Source organism: Candidatus Polarisedimenticolaceae bacterium (genome assembly GCA_036376135.1).
Taxonomy (GTDB): domain Bacteria; phylum Acidobacteriota; class Polarisedimenticolia; order Polarisedimenticolales; family DASRJG01; genus DASVAW01.
This window is the reverse complement of the sequence record DASVAW010000019.1, coordinates 14749-31965: the sequence shown is the minus strand read 5'-3', so window position 1 is coordinate 31965 and position 17217 is coordinate 14749. Positions and strand designations below refer to the sequence as shown.

Annotated in this window: 15 protein-coding genes; 7 read left to right on the top strand and 8 right to left on the bottom strand. The window is 73.3% G+C overall.

What is annotated here, in order from left to right:
* The first annotated feature begins 18 nt into the window (after positions 1–18).
* From VF139_01760 to VF139_01740, 5 genes are read left to right on the top strand one after another with little or no spacing between them, the layout of a single operon-like run.
* Positions 19–747, top strand: a complete 729-nt coding sequence (locus VF139_01760) for a class I SAM-dependent methyltransferase (protein ID HEX6850103.1) — start codon at positions 19–21, stop codon at positions 745–747.
* Positions 744–1658: a glycosyltransferase family A protein gene (locus tag VF139_01755; GenBank protein ID HEX6850102.1), complete on the top strand. Its 915-nt coding sequence runs from the start codon at positions 744–746 to the stop codon at positions 1656–1658. The genes VF139_01760 and VF139_01755 overlap by 4 nt, the downstream gene beginning before the upstream one ends.
* Entirely contained in the window at positions 1655–3229 is a 1575-nt protein-coding gene (locus tag VF139_01750) for an oligosaccharide flippase family protein (GenBank protein HEX6850101.1), read from the top strand. Before VF139_01755 ends, VF139_01750 begins: the two co-directional genes overlap by 4 nt.
* Positions 3226–4065, top strand: coding sequence for a class I SAM-dependent methyltransferase (locus VF139_01745; protein ID HEX6850100.1), 840 nt, complete (start codon positions 3226–3228; stop codon positions 4063–4065). Before VF139_01750 ends, VF139_01745 begins: the two co-directional genes overlap by 4 nt.
* Positions 4062–5720 carry a hypothetical protein gene (locus tag VF139_01740; protein HEX6850099.1) on the top strand — a complete coding sequence of 553 codons (1659 nt, stop codon included), beginning with the start codon at positions 4062–4064 and terminating at the stop codon, positions 5718–5720. The genes VF139_01745 and VF139_01740 overlap by 4 nt, the downstream gene beginning before the upstream one ends.
* Here VF139_01740 and VF139_01735 read toward each other — a convergent pair.
* The 8 genes from VF139_01735 to VF139_01700 are packed head-to-tail and all read right to left on the bottom strand — an operon-like array spanning position 5678 to position 15249.
* Positions 5678–6652 (bottom strand): glycosyltransferase, encoded by a 975-nt coding sequence (locus VF139_01735; GenBank protein ID HEX6850098.1) that lies wholly within the window; start codon positions 6650–6652, stop codon positions 5678–5680. The genes VF139_01740 and VF139_01735 overlap by 43 nt on opposite strands.
* Entirely contained in the window at positions 6649–8115 is a 1467-nt protein-coding gene (locus VF139_01730; protein HEX6850097.1) for a glycosyltransferase family 39 protein, read from the bottom strand. The genes VF139_01735 and VF139_01730 overlap by 4 nt, the downstream gene beginning before the upstream one ends.
* A complete protein-coding gene (locus tag VF139_01725) occupies positions 8112–8891 on the bottom strand; it encodes a polysaccharide deacetylase family protein (GenBank protein HEX6850096.1) in 780 nt (259 codons plus the stop codon). Before VF139_01725 ends, VF139_01730 begins: the two co-directional genes overlap by 4 nt.
* Positions 8888–10048 carry a glycosyltransferase gene (locus VF139_01720; GenBank protein HEX6850095.1) on the bottom strand — a complete coding sequence of 387 codons (1161 nt, stop codon included), beginning with the start codon at positions 10046–10048 and terminating at the stop codon, positions 8888–8890. Before VF139_01720 ends, VF139_01725 begins: the two co-directional genes overlap by 4 nt.
* Positions 10045–10956, bottom strand: coding sequence for a glycosyltransferase family A protein (locus VF139_01715; GenBank protein HEX6850094.1), 912 nt, complete (start codon positions 10954–10956; stop codon positions 10045–10047). The genes VF139_01720 and VF139_01715 overlap by 4 nt, the downstream gene beginning before the upstream one ends.
* On the bottom strand, positions 10953–12587 hold the full coding sequence (locus VF139_01710) for a hypothetical protein (GenBank protein ID HEX6850093.1): 1635 nt from the start codon (positions 12585–12587) through the stop codon (positions 10953–10955). Before VF139_01710 ends, VF139_01715 begins: the two co-directional genes overlap by 4 nt.
* On the bottom strand, positions 12584–13777 hold the full coding sequence (locus tag VF139_01705) for a glycosyltransferase family 87 protein (GenBank protein ID HEX6850092.1): 1194 nt from the start codon (positions 13775–13777) through the stop codon (positions 12584–12586). Before VF139_01705 ends, VF139_01710 begins: the two co-directional genes overlap by 4 nt.
* 44 nt (positions 13778–13821) lie before the next feature.
* The gene (locus VF139_01700) at positions 13822–15249 is read right to left on the bottom strand and encodes a radical SAM protein (GenBank protein ID HEX6850091.1); all 1428 of its coding nucleotides are present in this window, start codon (positions 15247–15249) and stop codon (positions 13822–13824) included.
* A 65-nt stretch (positions 15250–15314) separates the two neighbouring features.
* Between VF139_01700 and VF139_01695 the strand changes: the two genes are divergently transcribed.
* Positions 15315–16493, top strand: coding sequence for a glycosyltransferase (locus tag VF139_01695; GenBank protein ID HEX6850090.1), 1179 nt, complete (start codon positions 15315–15317; stop codon positions 16491–16493).
* A gap of 94 nt (positions 16494–16587) precedes the next feature.
* Positions 16588–17214 carry a hypothetical protein gene (locus tag VF139_01690; GenBank protein ID HEX6850089.1) on the top strand — a complete coding sequence of 209 codons (627 nt, stop codon included), beginning with the start codon at positions 16588–16590 and terminating at the stop codon, positions 17212–17214.
* The last annotated feature ends 3 nt before the right edge of the window (positions 17215–17217 follow it).

The following is a 17217-nucleotide window of genomic DNA, read 5'->3' as shown; positions in this document are numbered from 1 at the left end:
GACTATACTTCACCCGCGATGCCGACCGAGACGTTCGACGCGCGGGGCCGGCCGCGAATCTGGCAACACGACTACCTGCACCTCCGCCCCCTCGCCCGCGACCTCGCCGCTCGCGCGGCCGCGCTGGGCAGAATCGATCGAGTCCTCGATGTCGGCAGCGGCGGAACCCCGTATCGTATGCACTTCGTGACGCGCGACTACCTCCGGGTCGATTTCGACCCGGAGGCCACCCCGGACGTGGTGGCGCGCGCGGAGGCGCTCCCTTTTCCGGACGGGGTGTTCGACGTCGTGGTGTCCACCCAGCTCCTCGGCCTCGTCGACGATCCGGCGGCGTTCGCGCGCGAGATCGCACGGGTCGTCCGCCCAGGCGGCGCCGTCCTCGTCTCGGCTCCGGCGGCGTGGCCCTACGATTCCGCCCGCGTCGAGCACCGATTCGGGCGGCCCCAGCTTCCGCCGCTGTTCCCGGGCCTCACGATCCGGGAGATCGTCCGCCAGGGCGGGCTGCTGGCCCTCCCGTTCGCGGCGTTCAACACCGTCGTGCGCGAGGCGGCGATCGCCGCGAGGCGCCGACTGGGCGTCGCCGCCGCGCCGGTGGGCTGGATCGCCGTCGCGTTGTTCGTCGCCGCCAATGTCGCGGGACGCGTGCTGGAGCGTCTGGCCGAGCGCGGCCCCCTCGCGGCGTTCCTCGGATACCTCGACGCTCGCCTCCCGATGAACTGGCTGGTCGTCGCGGAACGCGCCTCGTGAACGCCGCGCAGGTGACGGTCGCCGTTTGCACGCGCAATCGCCCGGACGACCTGGCGCGATGCCTCGCGAGCCTGCGGGCGCTCGATCCCGCGCCGCGGGCGATCGTCGTGGCGGACCAGAGCGACGACGCCCTCGCCGCGGTCGGTCGGGAGCGATCCGGGGCTGCGGGGGCGGAGTGGTTCGCGCCCGCACGGCGCGGTCTCGGGGCCTCGCGCCAGGCCGTGCTCGAGCGCGTGACGACGCCCATCGTCGCCTTCACCGACGACGACTGCCTCGTGCGCCCCGCCTGGGCCGGGGCGTTCGGCGACGCGTTCGAGCGCCACCCGTCGGCCGGAGCGGCGACGGGGCCCATGCGCCCCGACCCTTCGATGCCGCTCCCGGACGGCGTGCCGTCGTGGGTGACCGACTGGGGCGGGGAGGATGAGATCGTCTTCTCCGGCCCTACCGAGCCTTCGCGTATCGGAGGCGGGCTGAACATGGCGTTCCGGGTCGAGGACCTGCGCCGGGCCGGGGGGTTCGACCCGATGCTCGGGGCCGGAGGTCCCCTGAAGGGAGGAGAGGACGCCGACGCGTTCCACCGCATCCTCCTCTCCGGCGGCGCGGTGGTCTTCGTCCCGGCGGCGATCGTCTCCCACCACCCTCCTCGGGACGCCCACGCCCACGATCGCAACGAGATCGACTACGCGTGGGGCCTCGGGGCGTGGGTGGAGCGCCGGAAGTCGTTCGGCGACCGCGTGCCGGAGCGTTTCTGGAGCGACGCGCTCCGCCGCTGCCTGTCGACCCTCGTGCGTCACGCCCCCGCCGACGGGCTCGCGCGCTCGTGGCGGCGGGTGCGGGTGGCGCGCGCGTTGTTCACCGGGCGGCGCGACGCACGACGCCTGATCGCCGCGTGGGAAGGATCCCGCGCATGAACGGCCCGAAGGACCCGGCTCCCGCATCGCAGGGGTACCGCCGCGGCGCGACCAGCGGGCGCATCCTCGTCATGTCCTACCTCGGCACGATCGCCGAGGGAGCAGCGTTCGTCCTGCTGACCCCGTTCCTCCTGCGCCGGCTCGGGCCCGTGGCCTTCGGCATCTGGACGCTCGGCGTCACCCTGGCGGACTGGCTCCAACTGCTCGACTTCGGCATCCGCGAGGCGGTCCTCAAGTTCTCGGCGGCCTTCCAGGCCCGCGGGGACCGTCCCGCGATCCGGCGCCTCGCCTCGACCGCCCTGGGGATGTACGGGGTGATCGGGCTCCTCGCGTTCGCGGGGGGGTGCATCCTCGCGACCGTCGCGGTCCCGATCCTCGTGGACGACCGGGGCGCCTGGCCGGAGTTGCGGGCGGCGATCGTGCTGCTCTCCGCCTCGGCGGCCGTGTCCTACCCCCTTGGCCTGTCGGGATCGCTTCTCGAGGGATTGCTCCGCTTCGACCTGCTGAACCTGCTCCGGGTCGTGCACGCGCTGGTCCGGCTCGTGCTGATCGTCCTCGCCCTCCAGTCCGGGTACGGCGTCGTCGGCGTCGCCTGCGCGGAGCTGCTTGCGCGCCTGGTCCTCCACGCGATGCGCTGGCGCGCGTTGGCGCGGGCGTATCCCGACGTCGTCCCTCGCATCGCCTTCGTTCCCGCCGAGATCATCCGACTGGTGGATTTCGGCGTCTGGAACGGTTTGCGCCACGTGGTCGAGGTGGCGACGACGCGGCTGTTCGAGCCGCTGCTCGCGATCTTCGCGGGGCTCCCCGCCGTCGGCGCGTTCTGGGCGGGTCGTCGCCTGGCCACGATGCCCGCCGAGGCGATCGGTCCGCTCGCGGCGGTCCTGTTTCCGCTCGCGAGCGAGCTCGACGCGAGCCGCCGCGACGTGTCCCTGCGCGAATCGCTCGTGAAGGGAACGAAGTTCGCGTGGACGGTCGCGCTGCCGATGGCGTTGCTGCTCTCGCTGGGCGCCGGCCCGATCCAGGCGAACTGGCTCGGCGGCCGGGCCCCCGACGCCGTCGGCGTGCTCCAGGTCTTCGCGGCCGTGTTCCTCGTGATCGCGACGAGCCTCCCCGCCGAATCGGTACTGCTGGGCGTGGGGCGGACGCGGCTGCTGGCCGGCTGCGGGACGGCGCAGGCGGTGATCACGCTGGCGCTGGGCGTCCCCCTGACCGCGCGGCTGGGCGCGGAGGGGCTGGCGTGGGGCGCCCTCGTGGGGGCGTTCTTCGGCCAGGCGATCGTCCAGATCCCGGCCGCCGCGAGGGCGTGCGGCCTGGGCGCTGCGGACCTCCTCCGCCGCGCGCTGCTCCCGGGCGTGCTCTCGGGGCTCCCCGTTGCCGTCGCCTTGTGGTGGACGCGGGACGCGGTCGCCCCGGGCGGTCTGGCCGCGCTCGCGGCCTGGGCCGGGGGAGGGGTCGCGATCTACGCGGGGTTGTTCTGGCGTCTCGGATTCGACGGGGAGGAGCGCGAGTTCCTGCGAATCCACGCGCGCCGGGTGTTCGTGAGCCTCGATCCCACGAGGACCGAACCGTGAATCGCGACCCGGTGGTCGACCGGTTGCTGCGCGAGCTCTGGTCGCGGGACGTCGACTACTACGCCCGGGCGCGCGAGACGGTGCGCCAGGCCGCGTCGGCCGGTGCCGAGTACCGGCTGCTCGACGGTTACCTCCCCGCGGCCGGTCGGCTGCTCGAGGTGGGGTGCGGCGAGGGAAGCAACCTCGAGGCGCTCGCGGGACGGGGCCGGACGACCTTCGGGTGCGATCTGTCCCCCTTGGCGGCGCGCCTGGCGGACCCGATCGCGCCGGGGCGCGTCGTGGTCGCCGAAGGCGAGCGGTTGCCGTTCGCTTCGGCGTCGTTCGACGGCGTGGTCGCGATCTCCGTGATCGAGCACCTTTCACGGCCCGAGGTCGCGCTGGCCGAGATGATCCGCGTCCTGGCCCGCGACGGGGTCCTCGCGGTCCTGTCGCCGCAGTACGGGGGACCGCTGGGGGCCAGCCCGAATCGGGCGGGAGGCGGGGCGGCCCGGTTTCTCCGTCGCTGGCTCGGCGCGCACCGCGCGTCGAGCGCCCGTTCCGCGCTGGGCTGGGAGCGTGTGCACCCCAAGGTCCTCGATCACGGCGTGTACCAGGGGGACCTCGACGCGCTCTGCGAGCCGGAGATCCGTTCGCTGAGGGCGTTCCTCACGGCGTCGGGGCTGCGGGTGATCGCCTCGACCTCGGGGTACGAGTGGCATTCGTGGCGGGAGTGGAAAGGGACGCCCGGGCAGCGCGTGATTCGCGGAATCTTCGAGCGGCTGGGACGGGCGGGCATCCCGCCCTACCGGGACTTCGGTCCGATGATCCTCGTCGCGGCGAAAAGAACGGACTCGTGATCAAGCGCACGGCGACGTGGCTCGCGGTCGCGTTCGGAGCGGCGTTCATCGTCGCCACGCAGGTGCCGCATGCCTGGGCCGTCTACGCCCAGTCGCGGGGGTATGCCGCCGGGAAGGTGTACACGGGGGTCCTGCCCACGTCCGCCGAGGACGCGTTGTCGTACTACGGCTGGATGCGCCAGGGGCAGGAAGGGGAGTACGCCTTCGCCGACCGATTCACGGTGGAGGAGCACCGGAAGCTCTACGTCAACGTCTTCTACGGTCCGCTGGGTTGGATCGCCGGGGTGACGGGCGCGTCGATCCCGGCCGTGTACGCCGCCGCGCGCGTGGCCGCCGCCGCGGCATTGCTCGCCGCGCTCTGGTGGTTCGCCGGGCTGTGTTTCGAGCGCCGCGGCGCCCGGCTCGCGTGTTTCGCGATGGCCGCGGTCTCGGGCGGATGGGAGGGCCCCTACAACTGGTTCGTCCGCAACCGGGGCTGGGAGCCGGTCTCGAGCCCGGGATGGTGGACCCCGGAGATCAGCACCTTCTTCAGCACGATGACGATCCCTCACTTCGACGCGGCGTTCGCGCTTCAGGTCCTCGCGGTGGGGTTCATGGTCGTCGCCTGGCGGAGCGGGGCCGCCGCCACGCGGTTCGCCGCCGCTTCGGGCGCGACGCTGCTCGGGCTCGTGTTCTTCCACCCGTACGAGGTCGTGACGTGCGCCGCGGTGTTCGGGCTCTACCCGCTCCTGGCCGCGGCGGTCGAACGCCGCGCCCCGTGGCGCGATCTGAGGATGTCGGCGATCCCGATGGCGATCGTCGCTCCGGCGATCCTCTGGAACGCGTGGTTGTTCTCGCGCAATCCGGCCTTCCGCGCGATGGACGAACAGGCGGTCATGACGACCCCCGAGCTGTCGAAGCTCGCGCTCGCCCTGGGGGCGTCGGGCCTGCTCGCCGTAGGCGCGCTGTTCGGGGTCCGGAGGATGACGCCCGCCCAGCGCGTCGCGGCGGCGTGGCTCGTCGGCTCGCTCTTCGCCGCGCACCTTCCGTTCCGGTTCCAGCGCCGGCTCCTCGGGGGAATCCAGCTCCCGATCGCGGTGCTGGCGGCGTTCGTTCTCGCGACCTGGGTCGTCCCCTGGCTTGCGAGCAGGATGGCGGGCCGCGCCCGGGTCGCCGCCGCGCTCCTGGTCCTCGTGATGGTGCCGCTGCACGCGGCGACGCCGTATTACCTCCGCGACATCGAATGGAGGCAGGTGCGACGCTTCGGCCATCCGACCTGGATCGCCGTCCCGGATCGGGACCTCCTGAGCGAGCTCGACCGCAGGACCGGTCCCGACGACGCGGTGCTGGCCTCCCACGCGCTCGGGATGCTGGTCCCGGGGCTCGCAGGGGTGCACACCTTCGTCGGACACTACTCCCTCACGATCGACAGCGAGGCCAAGAGCCGCGACGTCGCGCGGTTCTTCGGCGCGGACACCGACGACGCCTGGCGCAGGGACCTGGTTGCGCGCTGGGGGCTCGACTACGTCCTGTGGACCTCCCACGAACGGGCGCTCGGCGCGTTCGACCCCGCCTCGGTGCCGTGGCTCGAGGAGGTCGCGCGGTTCGGCGAGTCCGACGGGCTCGCCGTCCTCTACCGCGTCGCCTTCGCGGCGTCGACGAGCCCGAGCCCGTAGAGGTGCGCCCGGGCGACCGCGTGGGCGTGTTCCCAGCGGTTCCCGCAGCGCCCCGCCCGTGACGCCGCGTCGAGCACCGCGAGCAGCGGCGCGAACAGCACGCCCGCCAGCGCCGGGTGCCGCCGGCTGAGGGCCAGCGCGCGGCGCTCCCATGGCGGGAGCGTTCCCGGCGATCCGAGCAAGAGGCGCACCGCCGCTTCCGGATGGCGCGCGGCGAGCCGCACGTCCCCCGCCGCCGCGCGCCGGATGTCGCGTGCGAGCTCGCGGAAGGTCTTCGCGTAGACCTGGTAGGTCACCGCGCGGGGCTCGAAGGCGAGGGGAACGCCGGACCGGGCCAGGCGCCAACCGAACTCGAGGTCCTCGCCGCCGAAACCGCCGCTCGCGGTGAACGACGCCTCGAAGCCCCCGGCGGCCTCGAACGCCTCCCGGGGGACGTAGAGATGGCCGGTCAGCGCCTCGTCCCACGGGAGCTCGGGCGCCCCGGCGAGGCGCGCGTCGCGCCTTTCTCCCCACCGGCGCAGTCCCTCGGTGACGAACGAACGCGGCGACCCCGGGTCCACGGCGATCGAGCCCGAACGCGCCGCCGAGGGGTTCGCCGCCGCCGCCTCGAGGTGGACGGCGACGAGGTCCGCCGCCGCGATCATGTCGTCGTCCAGGAAGAGGAGGCCCGGAGCGGACGTCGCGGCGGCGCCGGCGTTGCGCGCGGCGGCCTGGCCCGCGTTGGCCTGCTCGATCACGCGCAACGCGAGGTTCGACGGTGCCGAGGCCCGAAGCGCCTGCGCGGTCCCGTCGGTGCTCCCGTCGCAGACGACCACGACCTCGAGCTGCGACGCGATGCCGGCGGGCCGCTGCGCGGCGAGGGCCGCGACCGCGCGCGTCACGAGGGCGCGGCGCTGGAAGGTCGGCACGACGACCGCGATCCGCGCGCTCACGGAGCCGCGCCGGCGCGCCGGACCCACAGGTCCCAGCGTGCGTCTCCGTCCTCGCCCCCGCGGACCCGCTCGTATCGCGCCGCGAGCGCCGCGCGAATCGCGTCCATCTCCTCGCGGCTCACGTGCGTGTACACCCCCCAGACGCGATCGTAGCGCTCCGCGAGGGCGTCGACGGCGACGCGGTGCCGCGCGAGGTCGAGACGGCTGCGCGGCGCGATCGCGAGATCGGGATCGACGCCCTCGCGCCCGAGCCGGCGCCAGTAGAAGCGGAACGCGGACAGGGCGTCCTCGTAGACGTAGATCGCCTCGCCGGCGCGACGCTCGCGCGCGATCGTCTCGACGAACGGCCGAAGGTGTTCCTTCTTCCATCCCGTCGAGAGGTACGGGCCCAGGTCGCGGAGCGCCGGGTAGAAGGCCAGATAGGCGAAGGCCGCCGCGACGAGCGCCCGGGCCGCGCGAGCGCGCCCGTCGCCGACGAAGGTCCCGAAGGCGCAGCCGACGGTGAGGGCGATCGCAGGGGCGATCCAGAGGGTCGTCCGCGCCGCGCCGTACGGGTACATCCGCAACGTGCCCGCCGCGAGGGCCGCCGCGAGGGCGCCGCCGGCCGCGACGAAGATCCAGCGGCCGTCCGCGCGCGCGGCGAGAAGCCCCGCGCCCGCGACGGCGGCCAGCGCGAGTCCCGACGGGGCGCCGGTGTGGAGCTTGGCGATCTCCACGGTCTGCGCCAGGGCCCAGCGCACCCACGCGACGATCCCCCCCGACGGAGGGTAGGCCCCCTCGAACCAGTCCACGGTGTTGGGATTCGAGGCGTCGGCGGCGTGGAACGCGAGGTAGACCGCCGCGAAGACCGCCGCCGTCGCGGCGCACGCCGTCGCGAAGGTGCCGAGGCCCCTCCGATCCGCGCGCGAGGCCGCGAGCGCCGCGACGGCGCATCCCGCGATCGCGAAGGGCGCGGTGAACGAGAAGCCGAACGCGACGCATCCCGTCGCCGCGAAGGCGGCCGCGCTCCAGGCGCTGCGCCGCTGGCGCCAGGCGTCGAGCGCCGTCCACAACGCCACCGTCGCGAGGGCGTCGAAGGGGTAGTGCTTCAGCTGATGCGCGAGCAGCACGAATGGAGGAGCCAGGGCCAGCGCCGCCGCGCCGATCCAGGCCTCGGTCGCTCCCAGGCGTCGCCGCGCGAGCCTCCACAGGAGCGCGACCGCGGCGAGCGCCGCCAGGCACGGGAGCGCGCGAAGCGCCAGCTCCGAAGGCCCGGCGATCGTCGCGATCGCCCGCTGCGCCGCCATCAGCGCCATCGGGCGGTTGTACCAGGGCTCCGGCTCGTATCCCGCGTAGTAGTTCGCCTCCCACGCCTCGTCGAGCCAGAACGAAGGCACCCCGAGCGTTTTCACGTAGAAGGCGGCGAGGACGGCGAGCGAGGCCCAGGCGGCGAGTTGTTCGGCGCGGGACGGGGCCTGCGTCACCGCGCCCGCTCCCAGCGCGGGGGACGGCCGGCGAGCCGGCGGAGGCCTTCGTCCCACATCCCCGCGACGCCGTACCCGGTCGACGACTTGATGAAGTAGGTCGCGGCGACATCGCGCGAGGTGATCATCGTGCGCTTCAGGCGCAGCGGGTCGGTCCCGGCGGTGTTGAGGCCCTGGAGGTCGGTGACCGCCGCCTCGAACCCCGCCGCGCGCACGTACCCCTCGACGCGCCGGCTGAACTCGCCGTGCGGGTACGAGAAGACCCGCGAAGCCCTGCCGAGCTCGTCTTCGAGGCGGCGCTTGGATCCCCCGATCTCGTCCGCCGCCTGCGCGTCGTCGAGGGTCGGGAGCGGGCGGTGCGTGCGCGAGTGCGGCTCGAATCGGAAGACCTTCCCGTCGAGCGCGCGCATCTCGTCCCAGGAGAGGATCGGTCTCGGCGTGTCGCCGTAGCGCGCGTCCCAGGCGTTGACCCCTCCCGCCCGGTCGGTGACGACGAAGATCGTCGCCGTCCAGCCGAGCGCCTCGAGGACCGGGCCGGCGTTCTCGACGTTGTCGCGGTAGCCGTCGTCGAAGGTCAGGACGATCGTCCCGTCGGGGGCGGGCGTCGACCCGCGGACGTGCGCGAGCAGATCGTCGAGCGTCCCCGCGCGGCGACCGCGCGACGAGAGCGAGCGCATCTGCGATGCGAAGGCCCCCGGGGCGACGCCGTACAGGCGGAGGTGGTTCCCCAGATCGTCGTTGACCCAGTGGTACATCAGCACCGGGATGCCGCTCATGCGACCTCGCGATGCGCGCGCCGGAAGCGGTGGCGTCCCGCGAGGGACCCCGCCATCTCGCGAAGGACGAGGTGGGCGGGCACGGGCCAGCGACGGGCGAGCGAGCGCCCGAGCCGCTTGAAGCGGTCGTACCAGAACGAGGCGCGGTAGAGCGCCACGCGACCTCTCGCCGCGCCTGCGGAGCGCGCGGCGGCGATGAACGCCGAGTGGCCGCAGCCGTACCCGAACATCACGCGCTCGAGCGCCGCCGCGTCCCGGTGATGCCGGTGCCAGGCGAGGGCGTCGGGGCGGTACACGACGGTGCCGCCGTCGACCACGACCGACCAGAGGAAGAACAGATCCTCGCCGCCGAGGGCGGGGGTCCCGAGCCCGAGGTCGGCGCGGAACCCGCCGAGCTGCCAGTACGCGTCGGACCGGACCGCGAGGTTCCCGCCGCTGCCCATCCGCCACGCGTCGATCGGCCAGTGCTTCGACTCGCGGCTGTCGCGCGTGAACCGGCGGGGCACGAAGCCGCGACGGTCCATGTGGCTGTAGTGGAGGAACAGCTGCTGCGCCTCGGTCTCCAGCTCGGAGGGAAGGAGCTGGCCGGTGACGACGTCGCCGCCGTCGGCCCCGAACCCCTCGCACAACGCGCGCAGCCAGCCCGCCTCGACGCGGCAGTCGTCGTCGAGGAACGCGAGGATCGCGCTGCGCGCCGCGCGGGCTCCCGTGTTCCGGGCGATCGACAGCCCCGGACGGCGGCAGCGCACGTAGCGGGCGCCGTACTTGCGCGCCGTCATCGCGACGAGGGCCGGGGCGGCCGAGGCCGAGTCGGCGACGACGACCTCGCCGGGGCCGGGCGCGAGCTGCGAGAGCGCGAGGAGGCACGCCTCGAGGTCGTGCGGCCGATCGCGCGTCGCGACGATCACGCTGACGGCCCCCGGCTCGACGACGACCCCGCCGGCGTGCGGCGCGGGAAGCACGCTCGCGACCTCGCGCGCCCGGGCGAACAGGGTCGCGCGGTCGCGCGGCGTGTCCCCTTCGAGGACCAGGCGCGCGACCGGCCGGCCCGCGTCGCGGACGAGCACGTAGGCGAGGGGCGCGTACACGAGGACTTCGGGAAGCGGATCGTCCGCCGCCAGGTCGATCTCCGCGACCGCTCCTCCCGGTCCCCTCAACGGTCCTCCGCCGGCGCCCTGCGGGCGAGCAGGATCCCCATGCGCCAGAGACCCGTCCCCAACCCCGAAAGATACGCGAGATGCCCGCGCGCGCCCGTCCGGTTTCCCCGGATCGCCGCGCCGCCGGCCGCCCGGGCGTTCCGGAAGAGATCGCGGGCGAGCCGCCATGCCACGAAAGCATCGCCGCGGGCGAGGTGCTTCGCGTAGAAGCCCCCCTGGCCGACCCCGTAGGCCCGCTTGAGGGCGAGACGCTCCTCGTGGCTGCGCCAGGCACGATGGACGACGGTGGGGCCTGGGCGGTAGAGGAGCGCGTACCCCGAGCGGAGCAGGCGATAGCCGAAGTCGTTGTCCTCGCCCCCCGGGATGGGAGTCCCGACGCCGAGGCGGACGTCGAACCGGCCGAGCTCGGCGAAGGCCGCGCGCGGGATCGCGAAGTTCGGGTAAACGAGGTCCCGGTCGACGCGGCCTCGCCAGTCGCGGGGTTCGGGCTCGTCGAGGGTCGCCGGCGGATCCGCTTTCCCCGGCTCGACCGGACCCGGAACCACCCGGCCGACGATGGCCGCGCGCTCGGGGGCCCGCGCGGCCTCGCGGTCGAGGGCGAGGAGCCATCCCGGCTCCGGCTCGCAGTCGTCGTCGGTCATCACGATCCACGCGCCGCGACAGGCGGGAAGGCCGGCGTTGAGCGCGCGGCTCCGCCCGCGTCCGGGAGCCCGGACGATCGTCAGGCGGGGGTTCCCCGCCGCCGCCGCGGTCGCCGCCGCGAAGGTCCGGTCGTCGTCGGACTGGTCGGAGAGCACGAGCTCGAACGACGGGTGGTCCTGCGCGAGGACCGAGGCCACGCACGCCGCGGCGAGGTCGGGGCGGCCCCGCGTCGGGACGAGGACGGAGAACCGCGGGGCGCCGTTCACCAGCCATCCACGTCGCTCGCCCCGAGGATGACGAGCGAGCCGAAGTCGCGGAAAAGGCGCACGTCCGTGGCCACGTTCCAGAGGAACGCGAGCACGAGCGCGCCGACCGCCGCGCGGCGGACGGCGACGTGCCGCGTTTCGGAGATCGCGACGAAGGCGGCCGCAACCAGCGGCAGCAGGCCGTTCATGAGGTGCTTGGTCTGCCGCCAGTCGGTGAGCGTGAAGGCGATGAGGTGGCCGAGCGCCCAGACGGCGAGCACGGTGCGACGCGCGTCCCCGTCGTCTCCGCGCGGGCGCAGCCACAGGAACGCCGCGACGATCGCGACCGGGAGGAACAGCCACCCGGTGTGCGACGAGAACTGGCCCCACAACTCGAGCATCGAGGGGGAGTACCGCTGGCCGCCTGGAAACAGGCGCAGATCGTCGAGGAGCAGCCGGTGCGCGAAGTGCATCCGCAGGTGGTCCTGCACGAACGCGTGCACGTCGACGGAGAGGCCGTACGCCCACCAGGCGAGCGTTCCCGCCGAGAACCCGGCGAACAACCCCGCGGCGCGAAGGTCGAGCCTGCGCGTCGCGACGAAGCGCCACGCGAACCACGCGGTCACCGCGCCCGCGAAGACGATCGTCTTGTGGTCGAGCCACGCGCACAGGAACCCCGCGGCCGCAGCCGGGCCGTACTGGCGGATCGGCCGGCGCGCGTCGTCTTCGTCCCGCGGGCCGAACGACCCCGCGGCGACGGCCATCGCGAAGACCGCCGGGGCGAAGTAGCCGGCGTACGAGGAGCGGACGATCGTCTCGGGGAAGGTCAGCCAGCAGGCGACCGCCCCCCACGCGGCGGGGACGGACGCGCCCAGCCGCGCCACGAGGTCGAACAGGAGCGCCGCGGCGAGCGCGGCGAGGAGGACGCCCGGGGCGCGCGTCCCGGCGAGCGCGGGACGCCGCACCATCGCTTCGTAGTCCGCGCGCCACGCGGCCATCCCGTCGAACGGGGCGCCGGACCCTCGGGCCGCTTCCGCGCGCTTGGCCGCCTCGTACGACCCGCGAGTCGTCTCGATCTCGCCGGTCCACGCGAGCGACTGCGCCACGAAGCCGTGGAGGAGGACCGGATGGGCGAGCGGGAGGTAGACCTCGCGGTTCGTCTGGAAGTAGGGCTTCAGCTCGGTCGCGAGACCCCACGCCGTCCCTCGGACCTCCATGTCGTGGTCCTCGAGGGGCGGCACCAGGTGGAGCGCCGCGAGCGAGAAGATCGAGAAGGCCGCCCCGGCGACGATCGCGAGGTCGCGCCATCGCGCGCGGTCGTCGAAGCGGCCGGGGCCCCGCACCGACCACAGTCCCGCGTTGGCCACGAGCAGCGTCCAGAGCAGGAGCCCGCCCGGCGAGGGCGGCCGGGCGGTGCCGACGAGCAGGACGAAGCCGAGCACGCTGCTCGCCGCGGAGATCCCGACGGTCGCGAGGGCCAGCCGCGTCGGGTCGAGGACGATGCGGCGGAAGGCGCCCAGCCAGCCGAGTCCGGGGAGGACGAGCACGAGCAGTCCCGCGGCGAGCATCCGCAGCGGGCCCGGTACGCCCTCGACCGGTGCCGCGACCGAGCAAAGGACGATCGTCGCGTTGAGCGCGAGCGCCCACCTCACCGGCGCACCCGCGAGGCGACGATCGCCGTGCCGAAGACCCCGAGGAGGGCGAGCCCGTCCCCGGAGAGGGCGAGCGCCCGCAGGAAGCCGGCCGGCTCCGAGCCGTCGAGCCACGCGGTGGGTGTGGGGAGGGCCAGCACGACGAAGGTCGCCGCGAAGGCGAGCCGGAATCGCGGCCGAAGGAGCAGCCCCTTCGCGTGGAGGCCGCCGAGCAGCGCCAGGATCGCCGGCCCCGCGAGGAGCACGTAGTGGTCCCACGCGACGGGGAGGGCGACGATGCCCAGCGAGGCGACCAGCGGGACCTCGAGGAGCTCGTCCGGCGGGGTGCGACCGGCCTGGAGGATCGTCCGCGCGGCGAGCGCGAACAGGAGCAGCGTCACGATCACCGCCCCCGCGCCGATCCCGTCGGGGAGTGGACGCGGGGTCCAGTCCAGCACGGGGACCGGGACGACCAGTCGGGCGAGGATCGCGACGATCGACTGGTTGTTGTGCCCGGTCATCACCGTGCCCGCGTTCCCTCCGATGTGGGCGAGGTAGGCGCGGTGCAGCGGGACGCCGAATGCGACGACCGACAGGGTGACCGCGACCAGGATCGTCGCGACCGCGGCCGCGGTCGCCTTCAGCCGGGCGCGCACCGCGTCGAGGGCCAGCAGTGCCAGGGGCGGGAACTTCACGAGGCACGCGAGGCCCAGGGCCCCCCCCGCCCACGCGGGGCGGCGATCGCGCCCGTACAGCCAGGCGGCCAGCGCCAGCATCACGAGCGGGGTCGTCTGCCCGTGGCGGAGCGCGGAGTGGGCCGGGGACAGCAGCGCCGTCACCGCGATCCCGACGCTCACCCGGGTGGCGGGGCTCCCGAACCGGGGGGAGAGCCCGCCGAGCCCCGAGAGCGTCCCTCCCGCGACGAGGGCGGCGAGGCCGATCCACCAGAAGACCCGCTTCGCCTCGAGGTAGGGGAGCGACGCGAGCGGGGCGAACGGGACGGCGACGATCGGGAGGTTCTTGAACTCGTGCGCGGCGAGCTCGAGCGGGATCCCCGAGGCCGGTCCGCCGCCGGCGTCGAACAGGCGATCCGCCTCCCCGGCGGCGAGGCGATGTCCCGCGAGCCAGTAGGTCTGGAAGTCGATCGAATACGGATAGTCGATCCGCCACGACCGGACGACGAGCAGCGCCAGTGCAGCCAGTGCCGCCATGGCGGCGAGCGCCGGGACGGAGCGGTTGACGTGACGTGTCTCGCTCAGGTCCGACGTGCCCTCGCGGACTGCAGCGTCTGCCAGATCAGCGAGACGCCGTTGCCGAGATGGTTCTGCAGCTCGACCCACGACCCGAGCCGCTTGACGCGGCGCGCGAGGTACGAGGGGCGCAGGTAGAACGAGCGGATCGCCCGCTGGCGGAAGCGCTGGACCTCCTCCGCGGACAGCGTCTCCGTGGAGAAGACCGGGAGCGACCGCGACGAGTCGAGCACCGCGTCGTCGGAGTCCTGGATCAGCCCCTGCTCGAGCATGTCGTGGCGGAGCTCGGTCCCCATGCGCGGACTCGCCGCGTTGAACGAGCAGAACGTCGGCTCGATCTCCAGAGCGAGGTCGAGGGTCTGCTGCAACGTCTCGCGGGTCTCGCCCGGGAGGCCCAGGACGAACGTGGCGAGGGTCGGGATGTCGAGCTCGCGGGCCCACCCGAACGCGCGCCGGATCTCCTCGACGGTCGTCCCCTTGTCGTAGCGATCGAGCATCGGCTGGTTCCCCGACTCGACGCCGAACTCGATCAGGTCGCATCCCGCGCGTTTCATCAGGTCCATGAGCTCGCGGTCCATGAGGTCGACGCGGCTCAGGCACGACCACGTGAATCCGAACTCCCGCGCGATCATCCCCTGGACGATCGTCTTGGCCTGCGCCTTGTTGACCGCGAAGGTCCAGTCGGCGATGTGGAGTTGCCGGATCCCCATCGCGCGGACGTCCTCGAGGTTGCGGAGCACGTCCTCCGGCTCGCGCATCCGATAGGGCGTGCGCGAGAACGGACAGTAGCTGCAACCGTAGGGGCACCAGGTCGAGGTGATGATCGTCGCGTACGGGTGGTACCGGTTGTACGGCATCCGGTAGCGGTCGAGGGGGAACAGCGCGTAGGGCGGCGTGGGGATCGTGAAGGTCCGAGGCACCTTGGCGCCCGCGATCTTGCGCACCGTGCCGTCCGCGTCGCGCACGATCATGTTCGCCGCCTCGTCGGCTCGCCCCTGCAGGAACGCTTCGAGCCCGTGCGTGACGAAGTCCGTCATGCACGCGTCCATCGCGGGGTGCTGCACGAGCAGCCGCTCGCCCTTCTCGCGGACGACGTCGCCGATCGCGACCGCGAGCCGCACGCCGCGTCGCTTCGCTTCCTCCACGAAGCGGATGTCGTCGAGGAAGGAGTCGCTCCCCGTCAGGAACACGATGGCGTCGGGGGCGAACGCCTCCACGCGGCGCAGCGCCTCTTCCGCGGCGAGCCGCTCGGCGATCGCGTCGACGACCGCGAGCTCGTACCCCGCGGCGTGGAGCCGCGCGGAGATCATCAGCAGGTCGAGCGGTTGCCAGTAATACGTGCCCTTCGACACGTGCGAGCAGAACTGGTCCCGGATGTAGAGCCGGTCCCCGGGGGGGTTGAGGAGAAGGACCTTCCGGACCGAGGGGTTCATGGCGGAACAATATTCCCGGTAAGCTCCGTCGTGTCAACCTTTTGCATGGGGTAAGCTGCGTACCCGTGAATCACGAGAATCGTCGCGTCGCTTACGTCCTGAGAACCTATCCCGAGCTTTCGGAGACGTTCGTCGTGCGCGAGGTGGAAGGTCTGGTCGCCGCGCGGGTGCCCGTTACGGTCCTGTCGGCGTTCCCCGCGCAACATCCGGCGAGCGGGGTCCTCGACGGCGAGGTGCTGGCGCACCGCGGAAGCGTCCCCTCCACCCGCGTCCCGAACGCCGGGGCGTGGGCCCGGGCGCTCGCCTCCGACCTCCTGTCCCTGGGTCTCCGGCCCCGGAAGTGGGCGCGCGCCCTCCGGCTCGGGTTCTACGCCCGACGTGCCGCGGCCCTGCTCCCCGGCGACACGGCCAGGCTCCACGCCCACTTCGCCAACGACGCGGCGGCGCTTTGCCGCTATACCGCCGCGTTGACGGGGCTCCCGTACCGCGTGACCGCGCACGCGTACGACCTCTACCAGGACCCCTTCCTGCTGGGGCCGAACCTCGCCGCCGCCGAGCGCGTCTACACCGTGTCCACGGCGAACGAGGCCTGGCTGCTGTTGCGCGCGCGCCGGCTGGGGATCGAGGCGGGTCGCGTGCGGGTGCTGCGCTGCGGGCTCGACCTCGCGCAGTTCGCATTCCGTGCCGCGACGGTCCCGTCGCGCCCCGCACGCCTGCTTTGCGTGGCACGGCTGGTCCCGAAGAAAGGGCATGCGGTGCTCCTCGAGGCGCTCGAGCGGCTGGCCGGGACGGCGGGCGAGGCGGGAGTCGACTTCGTCGGCGAGGGACCGCTCCTCGACGACCTGCGGCGAGCGGCCGACCGGCCGGCGCTGCGCGGACGCGTCGGCTTCGTCGGCGCCCTTCCTCCGACCGAGGTCCTGGCGCGCATGCGCGCCGCCGACGCCGTGGTTCTCGCCTCGATCGTCGCCAAGGACGGAGATCGGGACGGACTGCCGGTCGTCCTCGTGGAGGCGGCCGCGCTCGGCGTTCCCCTGATCGCGACCCCCGTCTCGGGGATTCCCGAGCTCGTGGACGGTTCGACGGGCTGGCTCGCCCGCGCCGCCGACGCCGACGGGGTCGCCGAGGCGATCGCGGCGTTCGCCGCGGCGCCGCACGAGGAACGACTCCGACGCTCCCGGGCGGCGCGGGCCCGGGTGGAGCGGGAGTTCGACCTCGCGAAGCAGGTGGCGGAATTGTCGAGTTGACGCTTCGCCTGCGGGGCATTATCCGTGATCTCCGCCCGGGCGGCTCGGTCCCCCTCCGAGACCAAGACTTCGGGCGTCGAGGGAGAGCGGAATCATGAAGAAGCTCCTGATGGCGGCGGCGATCGTCGCCGCCGCGGGTACGCCCGCACTGGCGCTGGGTCCGGTGGACATCGACCTCGGCGTCGTCTACTGGGTCTCCGAGACCGAGGACGACACCGAGGCGGTCGACTCCGAGGCGCCGGGCGGGTTCGTCGATCTCGGGTTCGGCGACCACTGGGTCGTCGGCGCGTCGTATTACAAGGCGGACCCGGACGGCGGGGAAGGAATCGACTTCACGAACGTGAGCGTGAAGTACAAGTTCATCTCGGCTTCGCGGAACAACTTCTTCGCGCTCGGCGCGGGAGTCGAGCAGCTCGGGATCGCCGACGATTCCTCGACGAGCGCGCGCGTGTTCGCCGAGGGGCGGGTCAGCGTGAAGATCGTCTACTTCTACGCGCGCGCGGCCTACCTCCCGGCTCTCGGAGACATCGACACCGGCGTCGGCACCTTCAAGGGGGACACCGGGACCGACTTCGACGCGGGGATCGGCATCAAGCCCCTGCCGTTCTTCTACATCTACGCCGGGTATACCGACAAGACGCGCACGTTCGAGCTTCCGCTCGCCGGCGACGTCGACCTCAAGGTCAAAGGTCCGTACGCGGGCGTCGGGTTCAACTTCTGATCC